The 25,066-nt window shown below is 72.7% G+C and carries 22 protein-coding genes; 6 read left to right on the forward strand and 16 right to left on the reverse strand.

Going from position 1 to position 25,066, the window contains the following annotated elements:
* Positions 1-41: 41 nt before the first annotated feature.
* From yajC to ruvC, 4 genes are all read right to left on the reverse strand, one after another.
* The gene (yajC, locus tag K7640_RS26230; protein ID WP_222957596.1) at positions 42-389 is read right to left on the reverse strand and encodes a preprotein translocase subunit YajC; all 348 of its coding nucleotides are present in this window, start codon (positions 387-389) and stop codon (positions 42-44) included.
* A gap of 139 nt (positions 390-528) precedes the next feature.
* A complete protein-coding gene (ruvB, locus tag K7640_RS26235) occupies positions 529-1,593 on the reverse strand; it encodes a Holliday junction branch migration DNA helicase RuvB (RefSeq protein WP_222957597.1) in 1,065 nt (354 codons plus the stop codon).
* Positions 1,594-1,669: 76 nt separating this feature from the next.
* Positions 1,670-2,272 carry a Holliday junction branch migration protein RuvA gene (ruvA, locus tag K7640_RS26240; protein ID WP_222957598.1) on the reverse strand — a complete coding sequence of 201 codons (603 nt, stop codon included), beginning with the start codon at positions 2,270-2,272 and terminating at the stop codon, positions 1,670-1,672.
* Positions 2,269-2,799, reverse strand: a complete 531-nt coding sequence (gene ruvC / locus K7640_RS26245) for a crossover junction endodeoxyribonuclease RuvC (protein ID WP_222957599.1) — start codon at positions 2,797-2,799, stop codon at positions 2,269-2,271. The genes ruvA and ruvC overlap by 4 nt, the downstream gene beginning before the upstream one ends.
* Positions 2,800-3,026: 227 nt before the next feature.
* Here ruvC and K7640_RS26250 point away from each other — a divergent pair, with 227 nt between their 5' ends.
* Together K7640_RS26250 and K7640_RS26255 are read left to right on the forward strand one after the other, a co-directional pair.
* On the forward strand, positions 3,027-3,809 hold the full coding sequence (locus K7640_RS26250; RefSeq protein WP_222957600.1) for a 3-hydroxybutyrate dehydrogenase: 783 nt from the start codon (positions 3,027-3,029) through the stop codon (positions 3,807-3,809).
* The gene (locus tag K7640_RS26255) at positions 3,809-5,743 is read left to right on the forward strand and encodes a helix-turn-helix domain-containing protein (RefSeq protein WP_222957601.1); all 1,935 of its coding nucleotides are present in this window, start codon (positions 3,809-3,811) and stop codon (positions 5,741-5,743) included. Before K7640_RS26250 ends, K7640_RS26255 begins: the two co-directional genes overlap by 1 nt.
* A gap of 77 nt (positions 5,744-5,820) precedes the next feature.
* On the opposite strand, the gene K7640_RS26260 is transcribed toward K7640_RS26255, so the two are convergent.
* The 11 genes from K7640_RS26260 to K7640_RS26310 form a co-directional block, all read right to left on the reverse strand.
* Positions 5,821-6,429, reverse strand: coding sequence for a TetR/AcrR family transcriptional regulator (locus K7640_RS26260; protein WP_222957602.1), 609 nt, complete (start codon positions 6,427-6,429; stop codon positions 5,821-5,823).
* An 11-nt stretch (positions 6,430-6,440) separates the two neighbouring features.
* Positions 6,441-8,006, reverse strand: coding sequence for an MFS transporter (locus K7640_RS26265; protein WP_222957603.1), 1,566 nt, complete (start codon positions 8,004-8,006; stop codon positions 6,441-6,443).
* Positions 8,007-8,253: 247 nt separating this feature from the next.
* A complete protein-coding gene (locus tag K7640_RS26270; protein WP_308042744.1) occupies positions 8,254-8,868 on the reverse strand; it encodes a transcriptional regulator in 615 nt (204 codons plus the stop codon).
* Positions 8,869-8,944: 76 nt separating this feature from the next.
* The gene (locus K7640_RS26275) at positions 8,945-9,970 is read right to left on the reverse strand and encodes a branched-chain amino acid ABC transporter permease (protein WP_222957604.1); all 1,026 of its coding nucleotides are present in this window, start codon (positions 9,968-9,970) and stop codon (positions 8,945-8,947) included.
* Positions 9,967-10,848 (reverse strand): branched-chain amino acid ABC transporter permease, encoded by an 882-nt coding sequence (locus tag K7640_RS26280; RefSeq protein WP_222957605.1) that lies wholly within the window; start codon positions 10,846-10,848, stop codon positions 9,967-9,969. The genes K7640_RS26275 and K7640_RS26280 overlap by 4 nt, the downstream gene beginning before the upstream one ends.
* A gap of 7 nt (positions 10,849-10,855) precedes the next feature.
* Complete coding sequence (locus K7640_RS26285; RefSeq protein ID WP_222957606.1) at positions 10,856-12,100, reverse strand: ABC transporter substrate-binding protein; 1,245 nt, start codon at positions 12,098-12,100, stop codon at positions 10,856-10,858.
* A 50-nt stretch (positions 12,101-12,150) separates the two neighbouring features.
* Complete coding sequence (locus K7640_RS26290; RefSeq protein ID WP_222957607.1) at positions 12,151-12,843, reverse strand: ABC transporter ATP-binding protein; 693 nt, start codon at positions 12,841-12,843, stop codon at positions 12,151-12,153.
* Complete coding sequence (locus K7640_RS26295) at positions 12,830-13,591, reverse strand: ABC transporter ATP-binding protein (protein ID WP_222957608.1); 762 nt, start codon at positions 13,589-13,591, stop codon at positions 12,830-12,832. Before K7640_RS26295 ends, K7640_RS26290 begins: the two co-directional genes overlap by 14 nt.
* Before the next feature lie 245 nt (positions 13,592-13,836).
* Positions 13,837-14,487 carry a TetR/AcrR family transcriptional regulator gene (locus K7640_RS26300; protein WP_222957609.1) on the reverse strand — a complete coding sequence of 217 codons (651 nt, stop codon included), beginning with the start codon at positions 14,485-14,487 and terminating at the stop codon, positions 13,837-13,839.
* A 344-nt stretch (positions 14,488-14,831) separates the two neighbouring features.
* Positions 14,832-15,869 carry an aminotransferase class V-fold PLP-dependent enzyme gene (locus tag K7640_RS26305; protein WP_222957610.1) on the reverse strand — a complete coding sequence of 346 codons (1,038 nt, stop codon included), beginning with the start codon at positions 15,867-15,869 and terminating at the stop codon, positions 14,832-14,834.
* A 245-nt stretch (positions 15,870-16,114) separates the two neighbouring features.
* On the reverse strand, positions 16,115-17,515 hold the full coding sequence (locus tag K7640_RS26310) for a cation:dicarboxylate symporter family transporter (protein WP_222957611.1): 1,401 nt from the start codon (positions 17,513-17,515) through the stop codon (positions 16,115-16,117).
* A gap of 135 nt (positions 17,516-17,650) precedes the next feature.
* Here K7640_RS26310 and K7640_RS26315 point away from each other — a divergent pair, with 135 nt between their 5' ends.
* Positions 17,651-19,237 (forward strand): sensor histidine kinase, encoded by a 1,587-nt coding sequence (locus tag K7640_RS26315; protein ID WP_308042748.1) that lies wholly within the window; start codon positions 17,651-17,653, stop codon positions 19,235-19,237.
* Positions 19,234-19,917 (forward strand): response regulator, encoded by a 684-nt coding sequence (locus K7640_RS26320; RefSeq protein WP_222957613.1) that lies wholly within the window; start codon positions 19,234-19,236, stop codon positions 19,915-19,917. Before K7640_RS26315 ends, K7640_RS26320 begins: the two co-directional genes overlap by 4 nt.
* 16 nt (positions 19,918-19,933) lie before the next feature.
* Here K7640_RS26320 and dnaE read toward each other — a convergent pair whose 3' ends face one another.
* Positions 19,934-23,470 (reverse strand): DNA polymerase III subunit alpha, encoded by a 3,537-nt coding sequence (dnaE, locus tag K7640_RS26325; protein ID WP_222957614.1) that lies wholly within the window; start codon positions 23,468-23,470, stop codon positions 19,934-19,936.
* A 208-nt stretch (positions 23,471-23,678) separates the two neighbouring features.
* Between dnaE and K7640_RS26330 the strand changes: the two genes are divergently transcribed.
* Together K7640_RS26330 and K7640_RS26335 are read left to right on the forward strand one after the other, a co-directional pair.
* A complete protein-coding gene (locus tag K7640_RS26330) occupies positions 23,679-24,020 on the forward strand; it encodes a PadR family transcriptional regulator (protein WP_222957615.1) in 342 nt (113 codons plus the stop codon).
* Entirely contained in the window at positions 24,017-24,958 is a 942-nt protein-coding gene (locus K7640_RS26335; RefSeq protein WP_222957616.1) for a permease prefix domain 1-containing protein, read from the forward strand. Before K7640_RS26330 ends, K7640_RS26335 begins: the two co-directional genes overlap by 4 nt.
* The last annotated feature ends 108 nt before the right edge of the window (positions 24,959-25,066 follow it).

Consider the following 25,066-nt stretch of genomic DNA (forward strand, 5'->3'; position numbering starts at 1 on the left):
TGTGTGGACCGATCCGCTGCCCCTTCGTCAGGGGCGGCGGGTCACTCCTTGACCGGCTCGGCGTCCTCGGTGATCGCCTCGGTGGACTCGGCGCGCGGCGCCTGGGTGACCACCCGGGCGATGGCCGGCCGGGCGTACCGGGTCTGCACGCCGGGGGCGACCTCCAGCAGCACCGTGTCGTCGTCCACCCCGGTGACCGTGCCGTAGAGCCCGCCGATGGTGACCACCTCGTCGCCCGGGGCGAGCGCGGACTGCATCTGCTCCGCCTCCCGGCGGCGCTTCTGCTGGGGGCGGATCATCATGAAGTACATGACACCGAAGAGCAGAGCGATCATGAGGATCGGCGTCAGACCACCGGCTCCCCCGCCACTCGCTGCTGCGTAGAACACGCTTGTCGACCTTCCCATTGGCCAGCCGCCGGGTACGAGGGGTACCGGAGCGGAGGCGGATTTTCACATCCTGTACAGACCGCGGCGAGTCTAGTCGCTACACCTGAGAACGCCGAATGCGGCGCAGATCACGTTCGCGTCACGGCTGCTCGGGCTCGACCGAGAAGAGATCGGGCGCCACGGCGGTCTCGGCGGCAAATGTACCATTCGGCGGATTACGCCCCAGATGGTGCCAGGCGGCGGCGGTCGCCACCCGCCCCCGCGGCGTCCGGGCCAGCAGGCCGGCCCGGACCAGGAACGGCTCGCAGACCTCCTCCACCGTGTCCGGCTGCTCCCCCACCGCCACGGCCAGGGTGGACAGGCCCACCGGGCCGCCCCGGAACGAGTCCACCAGCGCGGTCAGCACCGCCCGGTCCAGCCGGTCCAGGCCGAGCCCGTCGACGTCGTACACGGTCAGCGCGGACCGGGCGGTCGCCAGGTTGACCACGCCGTCGGCCCGCACCTCGGCGTAGTCCCGGACCCGGCGCAGCAGCCGGTTGGCGATCCGGGGCGTGCCCCGGGACCGGCCGGCGATCTCCGCCGCGCCGTCGACGGTGATCGGCACGCCGAGGATCCGCGCCGAGCGGTGCAGCAACGCCTCCAGCTCGACCGGGGAATAGAAGTCCAGGTGCGCGACGAAGCCGAACCGGTCCCGCATCGGCCCGGTCAGCAGGCCGGACCGGGTGGTCGCGCCGATCAGGGTGAACGGCTCGACGTCCAGCGGGATCGCGGTGGCCCCCGGGCCCTTGCCCACCACCACGTCGACCCGGAAGTCCTCCATCGCGGAATAGAGCAGCTCCTCCGCCGGCTTGGCGATCCGGTGGATCTCGTCGATGAAGAGCACGTCGCCCTCGGCGAGCCCGGTCAGGATGGCCGCCAGGTCGCCGGACCGCTCGATCGCCGGACCGCTGGTCACCCGGATCCCGGTGCCCAGCTCGGCGGCGACGATGTTGGCCAGGCTGGTCTTGCCCAGGCCCGGCGGCCCGGAGAGCAGGATGTGGTCGGGCGGGGAACCCCGCCGCATCGCGCCCTGGAGCAGCAGGTCGAGCTGGTCGCGGACCCGGTCCTGGGCGATGAACTCGGCCAGCCGCTTCGGCCGGACGCTGGCCTCCGCGTCCCGCTCGGCGTCGCTGACGTACGCCGAGATCAGGTTCTCGCCCGTCATGCCCGGCCCCCCGCGCGCGTCGGCGCCGGCCGGGTATCCGCCCCCGGGGCGCTCGGACCCGGCGCGCTCCGCGCGCTCATCGGGTCCGGCCCAGCAGGCGGATGGCCTGCTTGAGCAGGACCGGCACCGGCGGGGTCTCGCCGTCGACGGTCTCCGCGACCGCGGCCACCGCCTGCTCGGCCTGGCCGGCCGTCCAGCCGAGCCCGACCAGCGCCTGGCGCACCTGCTCGGGCCAGGCGCCCGCGGTGACCCCGGCCGCGCCGTCCGGGCCCACCGCCACCGGACCGATCCGGTCCCGCAGCTCCAGCACGAGGCGCTCGGCGCCCTTCTTGCCGATCCCGGGCACCCGGGTCAGCGCCGCCGTGTCGGCGTTGGCGATGGCCTTGCGGACCGCGTCCGGGGTGTGCACGGCCAGCACCGCCTGGGCCAGCCGGGGACCGACCCCGCTGGCGGTCTGGAGCAGCTCGAACAGCTGCTTGGCGTCGTCGTCGGCGAAGCCGTAGAGGGTGAGCGAGTCCTCCCGGACCACCAGGCTGGTGGCCAGCCGGGCGGGCTGGCCGACGCGCAGCTCGGCCAGCGTGCCGGGGGCGCACTGCACCGCCAGCCCGACCCCGCCGACCTCCACCACCGCATGATCCGGACCGGTCGCGGTCACCGTGCCGCGCACGCTGGCGATCATCGTCGCGCTCCTCCTCGTCGGGCCCGCTCGGCGGCCTCGGCCAGTTTGGACCGGGTGCCGCCCCGCCACACATGGCAGATCGCCAGGGCCAGGGCGTCGGCGGCGTCCGCCGGCCGGGGTGGCTCCGCCAGCCGCAGCAGCCGGGTGACCATGGCGGTCATCTGCTTCTTGTCGGCCTGGCCGGAACCGGTCACGGCCGCCTTCACCTCGCTCGGCGTGTACGTCTGCACCGGCAGCCCGGCGCGCGCCCCGGCGAGCACCGCGATCCCGCTGGCCTGCGCGGTGCCCATCACCGTACGCACGTTGTGCTGGCTGAACACCCGCTCCACGGCGACCGCGTCCGGCCGGTGCTCGGCCACCAGGTCGGTAAGCGAGCGGTCCAGGTGCAGCAGGCGCAGCGGCAGGTCGTCGGCCGGGTCGGTGTAGACGACGTAGTAGGCGACCAGCGTGCAGGGCCGCCCCGGCACGCCCTCCACCACGCCGACCCCGCACCGGGTCAACCCCGGGTCGACGCCCAGCACCCGCACGCCGCCTCCTCCCCCTGCCACCAGCAGTACGTGTGTTCGACACCCTACTGGTGCGGCCCGGCGCGGGTCGGGCGGGACACGCCCGTCGGCGGTCATCCGGCCGCCCAGCGGCACCGGCCGGACCGGCAGCGCTCCCAGCGGCGCCGACCCGCCCACACAGATCGGCCCCGGAGTATGTGTCGCCGCCCCATGTGCCCGGGGCCACCCGCCTCGTAACTTCTTGCGCCATGACGGCAGAACCCGTGGCGGTCCCCCACGTCGTACACGTCGACCTCTCCGGTCGTAGCGCCCTGGTGACCGGTGGTGGCAGCGGCATCGGCCGGGCCTGCGCCCTGCGGCTGGCGGCGGCCGGCGCACAGGTGCTGGTGGTGGACCGCAACACCGAGGCGGCCAAGACGGTGGCCGCCGAGGCGGGCGGCCGGGCCGAGGGGATCGACCTGGCCGACGCGGCGGCGGTGGACCGGCTCGACGTCGACGTGGACATCGTGGTCAACAACGCCGGCCTGCAGCACGTCGCGCCGGTGCAGGACTTCCCGGTGGAGCGCTTCGAGTACATCCAGCGGGTGATGGTGGAGGCGCCGTTCCTGCTGATCCGCCGGGCGCTGCCGCACATGTACGTCGGCGGCTGGGGCCGGATCGTCAACATCTCCTCCGTGCACGGGCTGCGCGCCTCGCCGTACAAGGCGGCGTACGTGTCGGCCAAGCACGCCCTGGAGGGCCTGTCGAAGGTGGTCGCGCTGGAGGGCGCGGCGCACGGGGTGACGGCCAACTGCATCAACCCGGCGTACGTGCGCACCGCCCTGGTGGAGAGCCAGATCGCCGACCAGGCGGCCACCCACGGCATCGGCGCCGACGAGGTGGTCGAGAAGATCATGCTGGCCCGGGCGGCGATCAAGCGGCTGATCGAGCCGGAGGAGGTGGCGGAGCTGGTGGCGTACCTCTGCTCGCCGCCGGCCGCGTTCATCACCGGCGCCTCGATCGCCCTCGACGGGGGCTGGACGGCCAACTAGTGGCGTCGCGCACAATGTCGCTCATGTCGTCGCCGGTCGAGTTCCTGGAACTGCTCGCCCGGGAGGCCGCCGCGGTCGAGTTCGAGGGGCCGCTGGTGGCCGCCCGGGCCGCCGGACTGCCGGCCGACCGGCTGGCCGAGCTGGAACAGGCCAAGACGGTGGCGCTGCGGGTACGGGCGCTGCTGGAGCGCCGCCGTCGGCGCGAGATCGAGCTCTCCGGCCTGTACGACACCGCCAGCGACCTGGCCGGCCTGCGCGACCTGGACGACGTGCTGCGGGCCATCGTGCACCGGGCGCGGATCCTGCTCGGCACCGACGTGGCGTACATGACGCTCAACGACGACGAGCGCGGCGACACCTACATGCGGGTCACCGACGGGTCGATCTCGGCCCGCTTCCAGGGGCTGCGGCTGGAGATGGGCGACGGCCTCGGTGGCCTGGTGGCGCAGACCGGCACCCCGTACGCCACCGCCAACTACCCGGAGGACGGCCGGTTCCGGCACACCGGGGAGATCGACGACGGGGTCGGCGAGGAGGGGCTGATCGCCATCCTCGGCGTGCCGCTGCGCCTCGGGTCGAGCGTGATCGGCGTGCTGTACGCGGCGAACCGGTCGGTCCGGCCGTTCGCCCGCGAGGAGGTGTCGCTGCTGGTCTCCCTGGCCGCGCACGCGGCGGTGGCGATCGACACCGCGCGGCTGCTGGCCGAGACCCGGTCGGCGCTGGCCGAGCTCTCCGCGGCCAACAGCACCATCCGGGCGCACAGCGCCTCGGTGGAGCGCGCCGCGGCGGCGCACGACCGGATGACCGCGCTGGTGGTGCGCGGCGGCGGGATGGAGGACGTGGCGGCGGCGGTCACCGACGTGCTGGGCGGGGCGCTGCTGGCGCTGGACGCCGAGGGCCGGCGGCTGGCCCGGGTCGGCGAGATCTCCGAGCCGGACCGCTCCGACCTGGTGGAGGCGGTGGCCGCGTCACGTACCGAGGGGCGCAGCGTGCGCCGCGGCCCGCTCTGGTACGCCGCGGTGGTCGCCGGCGCCGAGAACCTGGGCGCGCTGGTGCTGCGCCCGGACGACGAGCTGGTCGACGCCGACCAGCGGATCCTGGAGCGGGCCGCGCTGGTCACCGCGCTGCTGCTGCTGTTCCGGCGGACCGTCGCCGAGGCGGAGGGACGGGTCCGCGGCGAGCTGCTCGACGACCTGATCGCCCGGCCGCTGCGGGACACCGACGCGCTGCGCAGCCGGGCCCGCCGGCTCGGGGTCGACCTGGACGCCCCGCACGTGCTGGTGGCGGTGGGCGAGGACGCGATCGCCGCCACCGGCTCGGCCCGGCAGCGGGTGCTCTCCTGGGCCACCACGTACGCCTCCACCCGGGGCGGGCTGGCCGCGGCCCGGGACGGCCGGGTGGTGCTGATGCTGCCCGGCGTGGACGCCGGCGGCAGCGCCCGCGCGGTGGCCCGGGACCTGTCCCGGGTGACCGGCCGGCCGGTGACCGCCGGGGCGAGCGGCCCGGCCACCGGGCCGGCCGCGCTGGCCACCACGTTCGCCGAGGCGGCCCGCTGCCTGACCGCCCTCGGTGCGCTGGGGCGCGGCGGGCAGGGGGCGAGCACCGCCGAGCTGGGCTTCGTGGGCCTGCTGCTGGGCGCGGTGGGCGACCCGGGCGACCGGGACGTGGCCCGGTTCCTCACCGCCACGGTGGGCCCGGTGGTGGACTACGACGCCCGGCGGGGCACCGCGCTGGTGCGGACCCTGGAGGCGTACTTCGGGGTGGGCGGCAGCCTGGCCCGGGCGGCGGAGCAGCTGCACGTGCACGTCAACACGGTCACCCAGCGGCTGGAGCGGGTGGGGCAGCTGCTCGGCACGGACTGGCAGCGCCCCGACCGCGCGCTGGAGGTGCAGCTCGCGCTGCGGCTGCACCGGCTGCGCCACCCGGCCGGCTGAGCTTTTCCCGACACGCCCCGCGGGCCGGGACCGCGCCCGCCGGTCAGCGGGCGCGGACGCTCAGCGGGCCCGGCCGGTCAGCGGGCGCGGACGCCGTCCAGCACCAGGTCGACGATCTGCTCGGGCAGCATCCGCTCCTCCAGCTCCGGGTGCCAGCGCAGCATCCGCTGGATCAGCATCGGGCCGGTGAGCAGCGCCATGGTCAGCTCGACGTCGAGGTCCGCCCGCAGTTCGCCGGAGGCGACGCCGCGCCGGAGCACCTCGCGCATCAGCTTGCGCCGCGGCTCGATGATGTTCTGGTAGAGCTGGTAGCGGTCCGGGCTGCGGTTCACCTCGGGCACCAGGCAGGGCATGATCTTGGCGGCCCGCGGGTCGATGTTGTGCCCGACCGCGCCGACCAGCAGGACCAGGTCGTCGCGGACCGAGTGCCCCGCCGGCTCCGGCGGCTGGCCCTTGAGGGTACGCAGCGCGTCGAGCAACAGCGCGTCCTTGCCCGACCAGCGGCGGTAGATGGTGGCCTTGCCCACCCCGGCGCGGGCGGCGATGGCCTCGATGGAGAGCGCCTCGAGGGTGTTTCCCTCGGCCAGCAGGTCCAGGGTGGCGCCGATGATCGCCTCGTCCGCGCGGACACTCCGCGGCCGGCCGGGCGGCCGCGGAGCGTCGGCGGTGGAAGTCATGTCAGACATTGAACCCGAAGTCAGGCGGTTCCGGCCAACTCCGGCTCGCCGGCGGGCGCGGGGACCGGCGTTGTCGCGGCCCGCCCCGGCAGCCAGCGCAGCGCGACCACGATGCCGAGCGCGGCGACCACCGCGCTGAGCCCGGCCGCCCAGTGCATGGCGGTGACGAAGGCGTCGTTGGCCGAGTCGATCAGCGCGGGCCCGGCGGGGCCGAGCCGGTCGGCCGCCGCGTACGCGCCGGAGATCGACTCGCTGGCCGCCTCCCGGGCGGCGGCGGGCAGCGCCGCCACCGCCGGGGCGATGTCGTCGCGGTAGACCGCGGAGAGCACCGAGCCGAGCACCGCCACGCCGAGCGCGCCGGCGACCTGCCGGATGGTGTTGCTCACCGCCGAGCCCACGCCGGCCTTCTCGCGGGGCAGCGCCGACATGATCGACTCGGTGGCCGGCGGCATGATGTTGGCCATCCCGGCGCCCTGCACGAAGGTCAGCAGCAGCACGATCCAGATCGGGGTGTCCGCCTCCACCAGCACGAACCCGCCCAGCGACACGGCGGTCAGGGCGAGGCCGGTCACCGCGACCGCCCGGCCGCCGAACCGGCGGACCATCGCCGCGCTGCGCGGGGCGAAGAAGAGCTGGGCCCCGGCGAACGGCAGGAAGAGCAGGCCGGTCTCCAGCGGGCTGTAGCCGCGCACCAGCTGGAGGTAGAAGGCGTTGAAGAACATCACGCCCATGGCGGCGAAGAAGACCAGCCCGATCAGGGTGACCGGGGCCGCGAACCGGGGCACCCGGAACAGCCGGACGTCCAGCGACGGGTGGTCGCTGCGCAGCTCGTGGCCGATGAAGAAGGCCAGCACCGCCAGCCCGCCGACGATCGCCGCCCAGACCGGCAGCCGGTCGAAGCCGTGTTCGCCGCCGTCGATGATGCCGTAGGTGAGCGCGACCAGACCGACCACGGACAGCAGCACGCCGAGCAGGTCGACCCGGCCGGGGCTCGGGTCCCGGGACTCGGGGACCAGGGTGGCGACCAGCACCACGCCCAACGCCACCACCGGCACGTTGATCAGGAAGACCGACCCCCACCAGTAGTGCTCCAGCAGCGCGCCGCCGAGCACCGGCCCGATCGCGACGCCGAGGCCGACCGCGCCGGCCCAGACGCCGATCGCCCGGCCCCGCTCCCGCGGGTCGAAGACGTTGGAGATGATCGACAGGGTCACCGGCATGATGGCCGCCCCGCCGACGCCCATCAGGGCCCGGGCCGCGATCAGCTGGCCGGGGCTCTGCGCGTACGCCGACAGCAGCGACGCCAGCCCGAACAGGACCAGGCCGATCAGCAGGAAGCGCCGCCGCCCGGACCGGTCGCCGAGCACGCCGAAGGTGAACAGCAGGCCGGCGAAGACCAGGGTGTAGGAGTTGATCGACCACTCCAGCTCGCCCTGGCTGGCGCCGAGGCCGTGCACCGGGTCGGCGAGGGTGCGCAACGCGACGTTGAGGATGGTGTTGTCGAGGACGACCACGAGGAGGCTGATCACCAGCACGCCGAGGATCGCCCACCTCCTCGGGTGTCCGGTGTTCTGGTCCAGTTCCATCGGCCCGTTTCTCCCCCCGGTGGCCCCGTGCCGCGCAATACGATACGGGTCAGGCTCGTAACGAACGTGAGCCTAGGCTCGCGATTTTCGATACGGAACCGGTTCGTATCGTTTGTGGTCCACGTCACGCCGGCCCCACCCCCGACAGCCGCCGCCCCGCCCACCCCGGCCGCGGCGCCCGTCGGCTGTCGGCAGGTGTTAGGAGGGGGCCCCTGCTATACAAAATGCGTTAACAAGGTGCCCCTCCTTACCGGCAGGCGGCGATGGCGGCGTCCAGCGTGGTCAGCCGGTGCGGGGGCGGCGGGAAGGGCTCGATCCAGCCCGGCCCGGCGGCGTGCACGCGTACCCCGGGGGCCTCCCGGGCGAACCGGCGCAGCCGGTACGCGCGGCCGGTGACCGGGGTCTGCGCCCAGACCACGACGGTGTGCGGCCGGACCCGCCGCACCGCGCCGGACAGCGCGGACCAGGGCAGCGCCGCGCCCAGGTGCAGGCAGCCCCGCCCCTGCTCGCGCAGCGCGGCGGCGAGCGCGTGCAGGCCGAGGCAGTGGTTCTCCTGTTCGGCGCCGGCGAGCAGGACGCCCGGGCCGGGCAGGTGCCGGCCGGGCTCGCGGCGGTGCCCGTCCAGGCCGGTCCGGATCCCCTCGGCGAGGGCGTGCTCGACGGCGATCTCCGCGCCGGTGAGCCCGGGCAGCGCGGCCAGCAGCGGGACGCAGACCTGCTGCCACACGGCCGGCACGCCGTGCCCGGTCGCCAGCTCGCGCAGCTCTCCCGCGACCCGGGTGCCGTCCAGGTCCTCGGCGGCCAGCGCCAGTCGCTTGCGGGCCGCCTCGGCGGCCTCGGCCGGCATCGCTTCGGTCAGCACCAGACGAACTCCCGGGTAGTGGTCACTACCCGGGAGTTCGTCGGGACGGGGCGTTCCGGATGCGCTCCGGGGCGGATCAGTCTTCGGTGCGGCCCCGGCGGGCCTGCCAGCGCCGGACCAGATCCACCGCGGTGCCCCAGATCCCGCGCCGGAACAGCAGCACGGCCAGCACGAAGATGGTGCCGGTGACCAGCCCGATCTGCTCGAAGCCGGAGAACGACAGCCAGTCCTCCAGCCGGACGAGCAACGCCGCGCCGAGCACCCCGCCCCACAGCGTGCCGATCCCGCCGAGCACCACGACGATGACCGCCTTGCCGGAGGTGGTCCAGTGCAGCACGTCCAGTGACACGAACTGGTGTCCCATCGCGAACAGCCCACCGCCCAGCCCGGCGAGGAACGCCGACAGCACGAACGCGGTCAGCTTGTACCGGTGCACCGGGTAGCCGAGGGCCCGCGCCCGGGCCGGGTTGTCGCGGATGCCGACCAGCACCCGCCCGAACGGCGAGTTCACGATCCGCCACGCGGCCCAGAGGCCGAGCAGCGCGATCGGCAGCGCCGCGTAGTAGAAGTAGTACTCGTCGGACAGGTCGAGCCCGCCGAGTTCGCGGGGCACCGCCTGCAGGCCGTTCTCCCCGCCGGTGACCGAGCCCCACTTGTTGGCGACGTAATAGATCATCTGGGCGAAGGCCAGCGTCACCATGGCGAAGTAGATGCCGGTGCGCTTCACCGCGAGGTAGCCGATCGGCAGGGCGATCACGGCCGCGCCCAGCGCCCCGGTCAGCACCGCGACCGGGAACGGCAGGCCGGCCTTGATCGCCGCGATGCCGGCGAGGTACGCCGACGTGCCCCAGAAGGCCGCGTGGCCGAAGGACATCAGCCCGGTGAAGCCCAGCAGCAGGTCCACCGACACCGCGAGCAGCGCCCAGCAGAGGATGTCCACCGCGACCGCCGGGTAGAGGCCGTTGGGCAGCCAGAGGGCGACCGCCAACCCCGCCACGAGCAGCGCGTACCGGACCCACCAGGGCGCCCGGGAGACCGCGACCAGCCCGGAGCGGGCCGGACCCGGCTTCGCCCCGGGCTCACTCTCGACCGCTGTGGTCATGCCGGTGCCTCCTCACGCCCGAACAGGCCGGCCGGGCGCCACAGCAGCACGGCGGCCATCACGATGAACACCAGGGTCTGCGACAGGATCGGCCAGTCGGCCAGGTAGACCACGCCCCAGGCCTGGATCAGGCCGATGCCGAACCCGGCGGCCACCGACCCGAAGATCGAGCCGAGGCCGCCGATCACCACGACCGCGAAGACCACGATGATGAGGTCGGCGCCCATCAGCGGGTTGACCGCCCGCATCGGGGCGGCGAGCACCCCGGCCAGTCCGGCGAGGGCGATGCCGAAGCCGAAGACCGGGGTCACCCACCGTCCCACGTTGATGCCGAACGCCCGGGTGAGTTCCGGGCGTTCGGTCGCCGCCCGCACCACCATGCCGACCCGGCTGTGGGTCAGCGCCCACCACACCGCGACGCAGATCGCGACGGCGAAGCCCAGCACGAAGACCCGGTAGGTCGGGAAGTCGAAGATGCCCAGGTCGACCGAGCCGCCGAGGGACTCCGGGGTGGCGTACGGGATGGACTGCACCCCGTACCGGGACTTCACCAGGTCCTGGAGGATGAGCACCAGGCCGAAGGTGAGCAGGAAGTTGTAGAGCGGATCGAGCCGGGCCAGCCGGTGCACGAAGGCCCGCTCGAGCGCCATGCCCAGCACCCCCAGCACCACCGGCATGATCACCAGCGCCCACCAGAACGGCACCCCGAACTCGGCCAGCAGGACGTACGCCCCCATGGCGCCGAGCATGTAGAAGGCGCCGTGGGCGAAGTTGACCACGCGGAGCATCCCGAAGATGACCGCCAGGCCGAGGGCGAGCAGGGCGTAGAACGCCCCGTTCACCAGCCCGTCGAACGTGTGCTGAAGGAAACCGGTCATGGCCTCGTCACATCTTGCACTCGGCCGACGGGGACGCGAACGCCTCGGCCGCCGGGATGGTCTTGACGACCTTCACGTAGTCCCAGTCCTCGGTCACCTCGGCCTGCGGCTTGACCTGCGCCAGGTACGCGTCGTGCAGCACCCGGTGGTCCTCGGCGCGGATCTTGCCGTTGCGCAGGAAGACGTCGTTGATCTCCTTGCCCTCCAGCTCCTTCACCACCGTGTCGGCGTCGTCGGTGCCGGCGGACTGTGCCGCCTCCAGGTACTGGGTGGCGGCGGAGTAGTTGGCGGCGTGGGCGAAGGTCGGCCGGGTGCCGGTCTCCTTCAGGAACCGGTCCGCCCACTCCCGGTTCTGCTTGTCGAAGTTCCAGTACCAGGCGTCGGTGTAGGTGGTGCCGGCCAGCGCCGCCGGGGTCAGCGAGTGGATGTCGGTGAGGAACATCAGGCCGACCGCGAGGCCGACGCCCTTGTCCCGGAGCTTGAACTCGTTGTACTGCTTGACCAGGTTCACCAGGTCACCGCCGGCCTGCATGGTGCCCAGGGTGTCCGGCTTCGGGTTCAGCGTCGGCGCCTTCAGCAGGAAGGTGGAGAAGTTGTCGTTCGGGAACGGCGTGGCGTCCTTGGCCACCACCTTGCCGCCGGCCCCCTCCACCGCCGCCGAGAACTTCTTCTCCATGTCCTGGCCGAACGCGTAGTCCGGGTAGACGATGTACCAGTTCTTGGCGCCCTCCTGGGTCGCCGCCGTGCCGGTGCCGTGGGCCAGCATGTACGTGTCGTACGCGTAGTGGAACGTGTACTTGTTGCACGCCTTGCCGGTCAGGTCGGTGGTCGCGCCGGTGATGTTGAAATAGAGCTTCTTCTTCGCCTTGGCCACGTCGGCCACCTTCAGCGCCGCCGAGGAGGTCGGCACGTCCAGGATCGCGTCGACGCCCTTGCGGTCGTACAGTTCGGCCGCCTTGGTGTTGGCGATGTCCGGCTTGTTCTGGTGGTCGGCGGACTCGACGCTGATGTTCGTGGTGACGGCCTTGTCGCCGTACTTGGCCTTGAAGTCGGCGATGGCCATCTCCACGGCCTTCACCGAGTTCTTGCCGGACGCGTCCGCGTACACCCCGGACTGGTCGTTCAACACCCCCAGGACGATCTTGTCGTCGGTGAGCTTGGAGTCACCCGACCCGCTCGGGCCCCCACCGCCACACCCGGCGGCGAGCAGCACGGCGGCGGACGCCGCCGCCACACCTGCGGTTCTACGCATACCGATCCCTCCATATCCGCGCCGAGCGCGGCTCACTGTTCGTCGGAAATTCAGATGCCGAGGTACGCCAACAGCTCGCGCTCCCGGCTGCGCACCTCGGAGTTGTCCATCGCCTCCACCACGCGTCCCTCGGCCAGCAGGTAGTGCCGGTCGGCGACGCCGGTGGCGAAGTGCAGGTTCTGCTCGACGAGCAGCACCGTCACGCCGTGCTTCTTGGCCTCCCGCAGCAGGTCGCCGACCTGTTGCACGAGCAGCGGGGAGAGCCCCTCGGTGGGCTCGTCGCAGAGCAGCAGCCGGGCGCCCATCCGCAGCACCCGGGCCAGGGCGAGCATCTGCTGCTCGCCGCCGGAGAGCTTGGTGGCCGGCGAGTCGCGCCGCAGGTGCAGCGCGGGGAACGCCTCGTAGACCCGCTCGAGCGACCACGGGTCGGGGCCGACCCGGGGCGGCAGCGTCAGGTTCTCGGTGACGGTGAGCGAGGCGTACGCGCCCCGGTCGTCGGGCACCCAGCCCAGCCCGAGCCGGGCCCGCCGGTGCGCCGGCAGCCGGGTGACGTCCCGGCCGTCCAGGGAGATGGCGCCGGACTGGCCGGGGTGCAGCCCCATCACGCAGCGCAGCAGCGTGGACTTGCCGGCGCCGTTGCGCCCGACCAGGGTCACCACCTCGCCGGCGGCGACCTCCAGGCTCACCTCCCGCAGCACCCGCGCCTCGCCGTACCAGGCGGAGAGGTTCTCAATGCGCAGCATCAGCGGCTCCCAGGTAGGCGGTGATGACCCGCTCGTCGGCGCGGACCTGCTCGTAGGGCCCCTCGACCAGCACCTTGCCGGCCTGGAGCACGGTGACGGTGTCGGCGAGGCGGCCGACCACGCTCATGTTGTGCTCGACCATCACCACGGTCCGTCCCTTGCGTACGGTGGCGATCAGGTCGACGGTGCGGTCGACGTCCTCCAGCCCCATCCCGGCGGTCGGCTCGTCGAGCAGCAGCACCTTCGGGTCCAGGGCGAGCGCGATGGCCAGCTCCAGGGCCCGCTTGCGCCCGTACGCCAACGCCTCGGCGGGGGCCTCGGCCAGCTCGGCGAGGCCGACCATGTCCAGCAGTTCCTCGGCGCGTTCCCGGTAGCGGCCCATCAGCTTCACCGAGCGCCAGAACCGCCAGCCCAGGCCGCTCGGCGACTGCAGGGCCAGCTCGACGTGCTCCCGCGCGCAGAGCTGCGGAAAGAGGCTGGTGATCTGGAAGGAGCGGGCCACCCCCAGCCGGGCGACCTGCTCCGGCGGCAGTCCGGTGACGTCCCGCCCGGCCAGCTCGATCCGCCCGGCCGTCGGCGGCAGGAACCCGGTGAGCAGGTTGAACAGCGTGGTCTTGCCGGCGCCGTTCGGGCCGACCAGGGCGTGCACGCTGTCCGCGGCGACGTCGAGGTCGACCTGGTCGACGGCCCGGAAGCCCCGGAAGTCGCGGGTCAGCCCGCGGGCTGACAGGAGCGCTTGCCCGGCCATCGCCACACCCTCCGCAGGTTCATACGGCGGCGGCCAGGTCGGTGACCGTGGTCACAGGGCCGTCGCGTGCTGGAAACCTACGGTGGCCCGGCAGAGTCGAACCATGTCGATGTGCCACATATTCGCCCACGGTGGCACGGGCCGGATCCCCATAGGAGACGGTGCGGTGCCGGCCCGGCACCGCCCCATCCACCCATCGGCGGCGGTCGACATGTGGGAGGCCACCGTCACCGGCCGTCCGCCGGTCAGCCGTCCGTCGTCTGCAGGGCGGGGCCGACGATGCGGTCGTACTCGGCGGCGAGGCCGTGCAGCAGGGCGTCCAGGCCGAGCACGAAGGCGCCCTCGTCGACGCTGTGCTGGTGCCCGGCGAGCCGGTGCGCCTGGCGCAGGTGCGGATGGTCGAGGTACAGGTCGGGGTCGTCGGAGAAGCCCCGGGCGAACGAGCCGAGCGCGGACCCGGTCACGAAGTAGCGCAGCGCCGCGCCGATGTGGGTGGCCCGGGCGGGCGGCCAACCGGCGCGGACCAGCCCGCCGTACACCGCGTCGGCCATGGCCAGGGCGGCCGGTCGGCGGCCGGGGCCCTGCGCCAGGTACGGCACGATGTGCGGGTGCGCGGCGAGCGCCCGCCGGTAGGAGTGCGCCCAGTGTCGCAGCGCCGCCGACCAGTCGAGGGCGCCGAAGGCCGAGGTGTCGACCGTCGCGGTGACGCTGTCGGCGACCGCGTCGAGGATGTCGCCCTTGGTGGCGAAGTGGTTGTACAGCGACGGGCCCTGCACGCCGAGTTCGGCGGCGAGCCGGCGGGTGGAGAGCGCGGTCAGCCCCTCGGCGTCGATGATCGCCCGGGCGGCGTCGACGATCCGCCGCCGATTCAGCAGCGGCTGCCGGGGTCGGGGCACCGGTCCTCCTCGTGGTCGCCGGCAGTCGCTGAGGTCGAGTACGGACGCCGGAAAACTTGCGCCGCAAGTTTAGGGGCGGGCCGCCAGCCGGTGACACCTCCGGAGGGGACGGACACTCTGGACTTCGGGCCGACCGACGACGAACGGCCGGTGCGGGAAACCGTCCGGACGTTCATCGCCGCGAGGTGGTGCCGGTGGAGCGGCAGGTGCGGCAGGTCCGGCTCCACCGGATCTTGGCCCCGACGGAAGGCAGCGGCCGGTCATCGCCCGCGACCCGCCACGCGGCTACCCGCAGACGGCCAGCTGAGCGGAGCAGGGCCGCGCCGGCCCCGGACGGCCCAGCCTCAGCCCGCCAACGCGTTCAGGGCCAGGTCGACGTCGTCCACCGTGGAATACAGGTGGAACGACGCCCGCACCCGCCCGGCGCGGACCGCCGCCCGCACCCCGGCCCGCTCCAGCTTCTCCCGCGCGTCCGGCACCTCGACGGTGACGATGGCGCTGTCCCCCGGCGGCCGACCCAGCCCGGCGAGGAACCGGTTGGCCAGCGCCACGTCGTACTCGCGTACCGCCGGCACCCCGATCTCGGCCAGCAGTTCCAGCGCCGGCGCGGTGCCCACCCAGCTGAACCAGGCCGGGGAGATGTCGAACCGGCGGGCGTCGTCGGCCAGCCGCAGCGGCGGACCGTAGTAGGAGGCGTGCGGGTCCGCGCCCGCGTACCAGCCGGCGGCGTCGGGCCGCAGCCGGTCGCGCAGCGCCGGGGCCAGGTAGGCCAGCGCCGAGCCGCGCGGCCCCATCAACCACTTGTACGCCCCGACCGCCACCACGTCGGCGAGGCTTCCGTCGAACGGCAGCCAGCCACACGCCTGGGTGGCGTCGACCACCACCAGCGCGCCGTACGCGCGGGCGGCGGCGACGATGTCGGCGTACCGGGCGACCGTCCCGTCGGCGGACTGCACCAGGCTGAACGCGACCAGATCGGTGCCCGCGTCGATCGCGTCGACCAGCCCGGCGAGCGGAACCGTGCGCACCTCGACGCCGCGCTCGGCCTGGACCAGCCAGGGGAAGAGGTTCGAGGTGAACTCGACCTCTGGCACCACCACGGTCGCGCCCGCGGGCAGCGCCGCCGCGACGGGGGCGAGCAACTGCGACACGACGCTGCCGACCGCCACGTCACCCACCGGCACCCCGACCAGCCCGGCGAACGCCACGCGGGAGCGGTCGGTCGCCGCACTCCAGGTCTCCCACGAGCTCCGCCCGACCTGCCAGTCGGCCAGTGCGTCCTGCAGTGCCGTCCAGGCCGGCTCGGGCGGCAGCCCGTAGCTGGCGGTGTTCAACCAGCCGGGTTCCGGCTGCCACAGCTTCTGCGCCTTCGCGATCTCCATGCCCCGACGCTAACGCCACCCCGCCCCCACCCGGCACCACCAATCCCCCACCGGTGGACCGAAGGAAGGGCCCCCTGTTAACGCCTCCGGTAGAGGAGGGGCCCCCTATTAACACCTCACTCCGGCGCCGCCACGCCCGCCCGACGCCCGCCGCGATGCCCACCCGACGCCCGCCGGCACGGTCACGACGACGCCCGCCGCCGCGGCGCGAACCGCGACGGCGGGCGTACGGGGGTGCGGCGGGCTCAGGCCGGGGCGCCGGCCAGGGTGGTCGGACGGGCCGGCGGCTCGCCGCCGGCGGAAGCGTCGGAGCCACCCGCGGTCGGTTCGTCGTCGTCGAGCATGGTGGCCTCGTCGAACGGGCGCTCACCGGCGAGCACGGCGCGTGCCTGCTCCCTGTCGAACTCGCCGGTCCAGGTGCCGACCAGGACGGTGGCCACCGCGTTGCCGGCGAAGTTGGTAAGCGCCCGGGCCTCGGACATGAACCGGTCGATGCCGACGATCAGACCGACGCCGTCGACCAGGTCGGGGCGGTGCGACTGGAGACCGCCGGCCAGGGTGGCCAGGCCGGCGCCGGTGACGCCGGCCGCGCCCTTGGACGCGATGATCATGAAGACCAGCAGGCCGATCTGCTGACCGATCGACATCGGCTTGCCCAGCGCGTCGGCGATGAACAGCGAGGCCATGGTCAGGTAGATCGCCGTGCCGTCGAGGTTGAACGAGTAGCCGGTCGGCACCGTGATGCCCACGACCGGCTTGCTCACGCCGAAGTGCTCCATCTTGGCGATCAGCCGGGGCAGCGCCGACTCCGACGACGAGGTCGACAGGATCAGCAGGAACTCCCGACCCAGGTAGCCGAGCAGCCTGAAGATCGAGATCCCGGCCACGAAGCGCAGTAGCAGGCCGAGCACCACCAGCACGAAAAGCAGGCAGGTGGCGTAGAAGCCGAGCATGATCTGGGCCAGGCTCTTCAGCGCGTCGACGCCGGTCGCGCCGACCACGGCGGCGATGGCGCCGAACGCGCCGATCGGGGCCAGCCACATGATCATGGCGAGCACCTTGAAGACCAGCCGCTGGATCACCTCCACCGCCCGCAGCACCGGCTCGCCGCGCCGACCCATGCCCTGTACGGCGAAGCCGACCAGCAGCGCCACCAGCAACGCCTGGAGCACCTCGCCCTCGGTGAGCGAGGAGAAGAGCGTGGTGGGAATGATGCCGAGCAGGAAGTCGACCGTCCCGCCGCCCTCGTCGCCCGCGGCGGCCTTACCGGAACCGGCGAGGTCACCGAGGTCCAGCCCCGCTCCCGGCTGGATGATGTTGCCGACCACCAGGCCGATCGCCAGCGCCACGGTCGACATGACCAGGAAGTAGCCCAGCGCCAGGCCGCCGACCTTGCCGACCTGGGCGGCCTTGCGGACCGAGCCGACCCCCAGCACGATCGTGCAGAAGATGACCGGTCCGATCATCATCTTGATCAGGGCGACGAAACCGGTGCCCAGGGGCTTGAGCGCCTTGCCCGCCTCGGGGGCCACGAGGCCGACCACGATGCCGGCCACGACGGCCGCGATGACCGCCAGGTAGAGGTAGCGCGTCCGGTCGCGGCGCCGCCGCGGGGCCGGAGCGGTGGTGGAAGTGGTGGTGTCCATGCCCACAATGTGAAGCGCGTCTCACCGCGGGGCAGCCTTGCGTTCATTCTGTTCATCCCGATGACTCGGGGGCGAAATCCGGACCCGACCCGTACGCCACACTTGCCCACGACCCGACGGCGGAAGGAGGCGGACGTGGCCCGACGGCAGTGGAGCATCGCGGGGCAGCTGTTCGCCCTGCAGGCCGTGGTCGTCACGCTGCTGGTGCTGGCCGGCGCCGGCGGCGCCCTCTGGCTGGCCCGCGCCGATTCCGAGCAGGCGGCCCGGGCGGAGGTGCTGGCGGTCGGGGAGACCGTGGCCCGCTCCCCCGACGTCCGCGCGGCGCTGCGCTCCGCCGACCCGGCGGCCGCTCTCCAGCCGTACGCGGAGGCCACCCGGCTGGCCACCGGAACGGACTTCGTGGTCGTGATGGCCCCGGACCGGACCCGCTACTCCCATCCCAATCCGGCCCTGATCGGGCACCCGTTCATCGGGGACATCGGCCCCGCCCTGGCCGGCGAGCGGTTCACCGTCACCAACACCGGCACCCTCGGCGAGTCGGTGCGCTCCGTCGTCCCGGTGCGGGACGCCGACGGCCGGATCATCGGCCTGGTGTCCGTCGGCATCACCACCCGGGCGATCAACCGCAAGCTGCTCGCCCAGGTCCCGGTGCTGCTCGGCGCGGCCGTACCGGCGCTCGCCCTGGCCGGGACCGGCTCCTGGCTGCTCAGCCGCCGGCTGCGGCGGCAGACGCACGGTCTCGGGCCACGCCAGATGACCCGGATGTACGAGTACTACGACGCCGTCCTGCACTCGGTGCGCGAGGGGCTCGTCGTGCTCACCCGGGACCGCCGGGTGGCGCTGGTCAACGACGAGGGCCGCCGGCTGCTCGGGCTGGGTGAGCAGACGCCGGTGACCGACCAGCCGGTGACCGCGATCGACCTGCCGCCGGCGGTGGCGGACCTGCTCGCCGACGGCCGGGACGCGCATGACGAACCGGTGCTGGCCGGCGACCGGGTGCTGGTGGCCAACCAGCGCAGCACCCGGTTCGAGGGGCGGGTGCTGGGCACCGTGCTGACCCTGCGGGACCAGACCGACCTGCGCAACCTGGCCAGCGAGCTGGACTCGGTGCGGGCGCTGACCGCGGCGTTGCAGGCGCAGACCCACGAGTCGGCCAATCGGCTGCACACCGTGCTGACGCTGGTCGAGCTGGGGCGTACCGAGGAGGCCGTCCGGCTCGGCACCGAGGACCTGGCGCTGGCCCAGCAGCTCACCGACCGGGTGGTCGGCGCGGTCACCGAGCCGGCCATCGCCGCGCTGCTGCTCGGCAAGTCGGCGCAGGCCGGCGAGCGCGGCATCGACCTGGTCGTCGAGCCGGACTGCCGGCTCGACGGCAGCCCGCTGCCCACCACCGACCTGCTCACCGTGCTCGGCAACCTGGTCGACAACGCCCTGGAGGCGGTCGCCGGCACCGATCCGCCCCGCCGGGTCCGGGTCTTCGTCGGGGCCGACGGCGCGGAGCTCGTGGTCCGGGTCGGCGACAGCGGGCCCGGCCTGGACCCGGACCGGGTGGCGGACGCGTTCCGGCGCGGCTGGTCCACCAAGAGCGCCGGCCGGGGCGTCGGCCTGGCCCTGGTGGGGCAGGTCATCCGCCGCTACGGCGGCCGGTACGAGGTGGGGCGCAGCACCGACGGTGGCAGCCTGTTCACCGTCCGGCTGCCGATCGGGGCGGAGGGGTCGTGACCGACATCCGGGTGCTCGTGGTCGAGGACGAGCCGCTGCTGGCCGAGGCGCACCGGGCGTACGCCGAACGGGTGCCCGGTTTCGCGGTGGTCGGGGTGGCGCACACCGCGCGGGAGGCGATGGCCGCGCTGCGGCAGCAGGCGGGCCGCGAGGTCGACCTGGTGCTGCTCGACTTCCGCCTGCCGGACCTGCACGGCCTGGAGGTGTGCCGGGCACTGCGTGCGGCCGGCAGCACGGTCGACGTCCTCGCCGTGACCTCCGCCCGCGACCTGGCGGTGGTCCGCACCGCGGTCTCCCTCGGGGTGACCCACTACCTGCTCAAACCGTTCACCTTCGCGGCGTTCCGCGACAAGCTGGAACGGTACGCGGAGTACCGCCGGCAGGCGCTGGCCGCCGGGGAGGTGGCCGCCCAGCACGAGGTGGACCGGATGTTCGCCACCCTGCGCGGGGCGACGCGGCACACCCTGCCCAAGGGCCTCGACGAGCAGACCCTGCAGACCGTGCTGGCGGTCCTCGGCGCCGGCCCCGGGCTGTCCGCCACCGAGGTGAGCGGCCGGACCGGGATCTCCCGGGTGACCGCCCGCCGCTACCTGGAATACCTGGTCACCGCCGAACGGGCGGTGCGGGCACCCCGCTACGGCACCCCGGGCCGCCCGGAGGTCGAGTACCGGCCGGTGTGACGCCGCAGACCCCGGCTCAGCTGACGTTGGCCGGGCCGAGCACGCTCTTCAGGTCGCCCATCAGGGCGGTGGTCGGGGCCACCCGGAACGGGCCGAGGCGCAGCGTGGTGACCTTGCCCCCGTTGAGCAGCTTGACGTGCACCTCCGCGTCGCCGGGGTGCAGCACCAGCGTCTCCTTGAGCCGTTCGACAAGCGGCGGGGTGCAGCGGTGCACCGGGATGGTCAGGGTGATCGGCTTGTTCGCCGGGTTGACGCTGACGTCCGGCATGGACATGTCCATCGCCATGATCCGCGGGGTGTCATCGCGGCGGTCGACCCGCCCCTTCACCACCACGATGGCGTCCTCGGCGATGTATTGCCCGATCACCTCGTAGGTGTTCGGGAAGAACAGCGTCTCCACCCCACCGGCCAGGTCCTCCAAAGTGGCCGAGGCCCAGGCCCGGCCCTGCTTGGTGACCCGGCGCTGCACCCCGGAGAGGATGCCGGCCAGGGTGACCACCGCGCCGTCGGGCACGGTGCCCTCCTCGGAGAGCGCGGCGATGGTGGTGTCGGCCGCCGCGCCCAGCACGTGCTCCAGCCCGAACAGCGGGTGGTCGGAGACGTAGAGGCCGAGCATCTCGCGCTCGAAGGCGAGCTTGTCCCGCTTGTCCCACTCCGACTCGCCGATGACCGGCATGACGGTGGTGCTGCCCGCGCCGGTGTCCGCGTCGCCGAAGCCGGCGCCGAACAGGTCGTACTGGCCGACGGCCTCCTTGCGCTTGACGTCGGCGAAGGCGTCGATGGCGTCGGCGTGCACCGCGAGCAGCCCCTTGCGGCTGTGCTTGAGGGCGTCGAAGGCGCCGGCCTTGATCAGGGATTCGATTGTCTTCTTGTTGCAGACCACCGCGTCGACCTTGGACAGGAAGTCGTAGAAGTCGGCGTACTCGCCCTTCTCCTCCCGGCACCGCATGATGGCCGCCACCACGTTGGCGCCGACGTTGCGGACCGCGCCGAGGCCGAAGCGGATCTCCTTGCCGACCGGGGTGAACGGCCCGGCCGAGGTATTGACGTCGGGCGGCAAGACCTGGATGCGCATCCGCCGGCACTCCGACAGATAGAGCGCCATCTTGTCCTTGTCGTCGCCGACGGAGGTCAGCAGCGCGGCCATGTATTCCGCCGGGTAGTGCGCCTTCAGGTACGCGGTCCAGTACGAGACCAGGCCGTACGCGGCGGAGTGTGCCTTGTTGAAGGCGTACCCGGCGAACGGCACCAGCACGTCCCAGACCGCCTGGATCGCCTCGTCGGAGTAGCCGCGCTCGCGGCAGCCGTCGCGGAACGGCACGAACTCCTTGTCGAGGATCTCCTTCTTCTTCTTGCCCATCGCCCGGCGCAGCAGGTCGGCCTGGCCGAGGGTGTAGCCGGCGAGGATCTGCGCCGCGCGCTGCACCTGCTCCTGGTAGACGATCAGGCCGTGGGTGGGGGCGAGGATCTCCCGCAGCGGCTCCTCGAGCTGCGGGTGGATCGGGGTGATCTCCTGCAGGCCGTTCTTGCGCAGCGCGTAGTTGGTGTGCGAGTCCACGCCCATCGGGCCGGGCCGGTAGAGCGCGAGGACGGCGGAGATGTCCTCGAAGTTGTCCGGCTTCATCAGCCGCAGCAGCGAGCGCATCGGGCCGCCGTCGAGCTGGAACACGCCGAGGGTGTCGCCGCGGGCGAGCAGGTCGTACGCCGCCTTGTCGTCCAGCGGCAGGGCCAGCAGGTCGAGGTCCTTGCCGTGGTTGAGCTGGATGTTCTTGACCGCGTCGTCGATGATCGTCAGGTTGCGCAGGCCGAGGAAGTCCATCTTCAGCAGCCCGAGCGACTCGCAGGTCGGGTAGTCGAACTGCGTGATGATGACGCCGTCGGAGTCGCGCCGCATCAGCGGGATGTGGTCGATGATCGGCTCGGCCGACATGATCACGCCGGCGGCGTGCACGCCGGTCTGCCGGATCAGCCCCTCGATGCCCTTGGCGGTCTCGATGACCTTCTTGACGTCCGGGTCGGACTCGTAGAGGCCGCGGATCTCGCCGGCCTCGGCGTAGCGGGGGTGCTGCGGGTCGAAGATGCCGGACAGCGGGATGTCCTTGCCCATCACCGCCGGCGGCATCGCCTTGGTGATCCGGTCGCCGACCGCGTACGGGAAGCCGAGCACCCGGGCCGAGTCCTTGATCGCGGCCTTCGCCTTGATCGTGCCGAAGGTGGCGATCTGGGCGACCTTGTCCTCGCCCCACTTCTCGGTGACGTAGCGGATCACCTCGCCGCGGCGGCGCTCGTCGAAGTCGATGTCGACGTCGGGCATCGAGACGCGCTCGGGGTTGAGGAACCGCTCGAAGATCAGCCCGTGCGGGATCGGGTCCAGGTCGGTGATGCCCAGCGCGTACGCGACGAGCGAGCCGGCGGCCGAGCCACGGCCCGGCCCCACCGCGATGCCCTGGCTCTTGGCCCACTGGATGAAGTCGGCGACCACGAGGAAGTATGACGGGAAGCCCATCTGGATGATGACGCCCAGCTCGTATTCGGCCTGCACGACGTGCCCCTCGGGGATGCCGTCGGGGAAGCGGCGGGCCAGGCCGGCGAAGGTCTCCTTGCGGAACCAGGACTCCTCGGTCTCCCCCTCGGGGATCGGGAAGCGCGGCATCAGGTTGTGGAAGGTGAACATCCCGGCCGGGTCCACCTTCTCGGCGACCAGCAGGGTGTTGCGGCAGCCCTGCTGCCACAGCTCTGAGGTGTCCACCGCCCGCATCTGCTCGGCGGACTTGATGAAGTAGCCGCCGCCCTCGAAGCGGAACCGGTTGGGGTCGGCGACGTTGCTGCCGGTCTGCACGCAGAGCAGCACGTCGTGCGCCTCGGCCTGCGCCTCGTGGGTGTAGTGCGAGTCGTTGGTGACCACCGGCGGGATGTCGAGCTTGCGGGCGATCTCGGTGAGCCCGTCGCGGACCCGGCGCTCGATGTCGAGGCCGTGGTCCATGATCTCCAGGAAGTAGTTGTCCTTGCCGAAGATGTCCTGGTAGGCCGCCGCGACCTTGAGCGCCTCGTCGAACTGGCCCAGCCGCAACCGGGTCTGCACCGCTCCGGAGGGGCAGCCGGTGGTGGCCATGATCCCCTCCGCGTGCTCGGCGATGAGCTCCATGTCCATCCGGGGCCACTTGACGTAGTGACCCTCCATCGAGGCGCGCGAGTTGAGCTTGAACAGGTTGTGCAGTCCGGTCGCGTTCGCCGCCCACATCGTCTTGTGGGTGATCGCGCCGTTACCGGAGATGTCGTCGCTCTTCTGCTCGGGACGGCCCCACTTCACCCGCGCCTTGTGGAACCTCGACTCCGGCGCCACGTACGCCTCGACGCCCAGGATCGGGGTGACCCCGGCGTCCATCGCCTGCTTGTAGAAGTCGTTCGCGCCGTGCATGTTGCCGTGGTCGGTCATCGCCACCGCCGGCATGCCGAGCCGCTTGGCCTCGGCGAACAGGTCCTTGAGCCGGGCCGCTCCGTCGAGCATCGAGTATTCGGTGTGCACGTGCAGATGCGCGAACGAATCGGCCATGCTGTGGCCCCCCCGGGTCATGGTCATGGGTCGGTCTGGTCACCCTATCGCCGGCCGGCGGGCGCCCTCCAGCAGCCGCGCGGGGCGGACCGGCCGGGGTGGTGTGGATCTCCACCGGCGGCCCTCCTCGGCCTCTCACCCATTGATGTCCGGCACGCGACGAAGTGCGCGTAGACAATAGTGTGTGCCACACGGTATGGTGTGACGCATGGTGAACGACGAGATCCTGCGGACCCATCTCCAGGAGTTGCGGCGCGGCACCGTCGTCGTGGCCAGCCTGGTCGCCCTACGGCACCCCGACTACGGGTACGCGCTGCTGCAACGACTCACGGCGTACGGCTTCCCGGTCGACGCCAACACGCTCTATCCCCTGCTCCGGCGGCTCGAGGACCAGGGGCTGCTGACCAGCGAGTGGAACACCGAGGAGAGCCGGCCGCGCAAGTTCTACCGCACCAGCGAGGCCGGCGAGCAGATGCTGCGGCGGCTGCTCGACGACCTCGCCGCCGTGCAGATCTCCCTCACCGCCCTGATCGAAGGAGCCCCCCGATGACGACCACGCTGACCGACCGCTACCTGGCCGCCACCCTGCGCTCCGTGCCGACCGCCCGGCGCGAGGAGATCGCCGACGAGCTGCGGGCCTCGATCGCCGACATGATCGACGGCCGGACCGCCGACGGCGTCGACACCGTGACCGCCGAGCGGGAGGTGCTCACCGAGCTGGGCAACCCCGCCCAGCTGGCCGCCCGCTACCGCGACCGGCCGCTGCAGCTCATCGGCCCGCAGTACTACCTGGCCTGGCGGCGACTGCTGATCCTGTTGGTCAGCACCGTCCCGGCCGCCGTCGGACTGCTGGTCGGCGGCATCCAGGCCACCGTCTCCGACAACCCCGGCGGGGCGGTCGGCGCGGGGATCTCCACCGCGTTCACCGTCGCCGTGCAGACCGCCTTCTGGGTGACGCTGGTCTTCGCGGTGCTGGAGCGGATCGGCACCCCGCTTGACCTGCCGGACTGGACCGTCGACCAGCTCCCCGACGAGCCGGTCGACCGGGACGTCACCCGCACCGACACCTGCGCCGCGATCGTGTTCCTGGTGCTGACCATCGCGGCCCTGCCCTGGCAGCACTTCCAGACGGTGATCGACGGCGACCGGCTGCCGATCCTCGACCCGGCGCTCTGGACCTCCTGGCTCCCGGTGCTCCTCGCCGTCCTGGTCGCCGGAATCGGGCTGGAGATCGCCAAGTACCGGGCCGGCCGGTGGACCTGGCCGCTGGTCGGCGTCAACGCCGTGCTCGACCTGGCCTTCGCGGTGCCGGCGAGTTGGCTGCTGCTCAGCGGTCGCCTGGTCAACCCCGACTTCGTCGACCGCTTCGCCTGGCTGCGCGACGGTGGCATCGACATCGTCGCCCGGGTCAGCGCGGTGGTGATCGTCCTGATCACGATCTGGGACGTGCTCGACAGCGCGGTCAAGGCCCGTCGGGCGGCCCGCTGAGCGGTCGACCGGCAACGGGCGGGGCGCGCCAGGCGTCCCGCCCGTTCGCCCGTCCGACCGCCGGCGGACGGGCGGTGCCGGGTCGGCGGACCGGCCAGGCGCGGAGGG

Origin of the sequence: Micromonospora sp. PLK6-60 (genome assembly GCF_019890675.1) — a bacterium.
Lineage (GTDB): Bacteria > Actinomycetota > Actinomycetes > Mycobacteriales > Micromonosporaceae > Micromonospora.

Bases quoted from the DNA above. Each gene is read 5' to 3' on its own strand.
- ruvB (WP_222957597.1), bottom strand. From the start codon at position 1,593: ATGACGGGCGAGAACCTGATCTCGGCGTACGTCAGCGACGCCGAGCGG.
- ruvA (WP_222957598.1), bottom strand. From the start codon at position 2,272: ATGATCGCCAGCGTGCGCGGCACGGTGACCGCGACCGGTCCGGATCAT.
- K7640_RS26250 (WP_222957600.1), top strand. From the start codon at position 3,027: ATGACGGCAGAACCCGTGGCGGTCCCCCACGTCGTACACGTCGACCTC.
- K7640_RS26260 (WP_222957602.1), bottom strand. From the start codon at position 6,429: ATGTCTGACATGACTTCCACCGCCGACGCTCCGCGGCCGCCCGGCCGG.
- K7640_RS26265 (WP_222957603.1), bottom strand. From the start codon at position 8,006: ATGGAACTGGACCAGAACACCGGACACCCGAGGAGGTGGGCGATCCTC.
- K7640_RS26275 (WP_222957604.1), bottom strand. From the start codon at position 9,970: ATGACCACAGCGGTCGAGAGTGAGCCCGGGGCGAAGCCGGGTCCGGCC.
- K7640_RS26280 (WP_222957605.1), bottom strand. From the start codon at position 10,848: ATGACCGGTTTCCTTCAGCACACGTTCGACGGGCTGGTGAACGGGGCG.
- K7640_RS26285 (WP_222957606.1), bottom strand. From the start codon at position 12,100: ATGCGTAGAACCGCAGGTGTGGCGGCGGCGTCCGCCGCCGTGCTGCTC.
- K7640_RS26290 (WP_222957607.1), bottom strand. From the start codon at position 12,843: ATGCTGCGCATTGAGAACCTCTCCGCCTGGTACGGCGAGGCGCGGGTG.
- K7640_RS26295 (WP_222957608.1), bottom strand. From the start codon at position 13,591: ATGGCCGGGCAAGCGCTCCTGTCAGCCCGCGGGCTGACCCGCGACTTC.
- K7640_RS26305 (WP_222957610.1), bottom strand. From the start codon at position 15,869: ATGGAGATCGCGAAGGCGCAGAAGCTGTGGCAGCCGGAACCCGGCTGG.
- K7640_RS26310 (WP_222957611.1), bottom strand. From the start codon at position 17,515: ATGGACACCACCACTTCCACCACCGCTCCGGCCCCGCGGCGGCGCCGC.
- dnaE (WP_222957614.1), bottom strand. From the start codon at position 23,470: ATGGCCGATTCGTTCGCGCATCTGCACGTGCACACCGAATACTCGATG.
- K7640_RS26330 (WP_222957615.1), top strand. From the start codon at position 23,679: ATGGTGAACGACGAGATCCTGCGGACCCATCTCCAGGAGTTGCGGCGC.
- K7640_RS26335 (WP_222957616.1), top strand. From the start codon at position 24,017: ATGACGACCACGCTGACCGACCGCTACCTGGCCGCCACCCTGCGCTCC.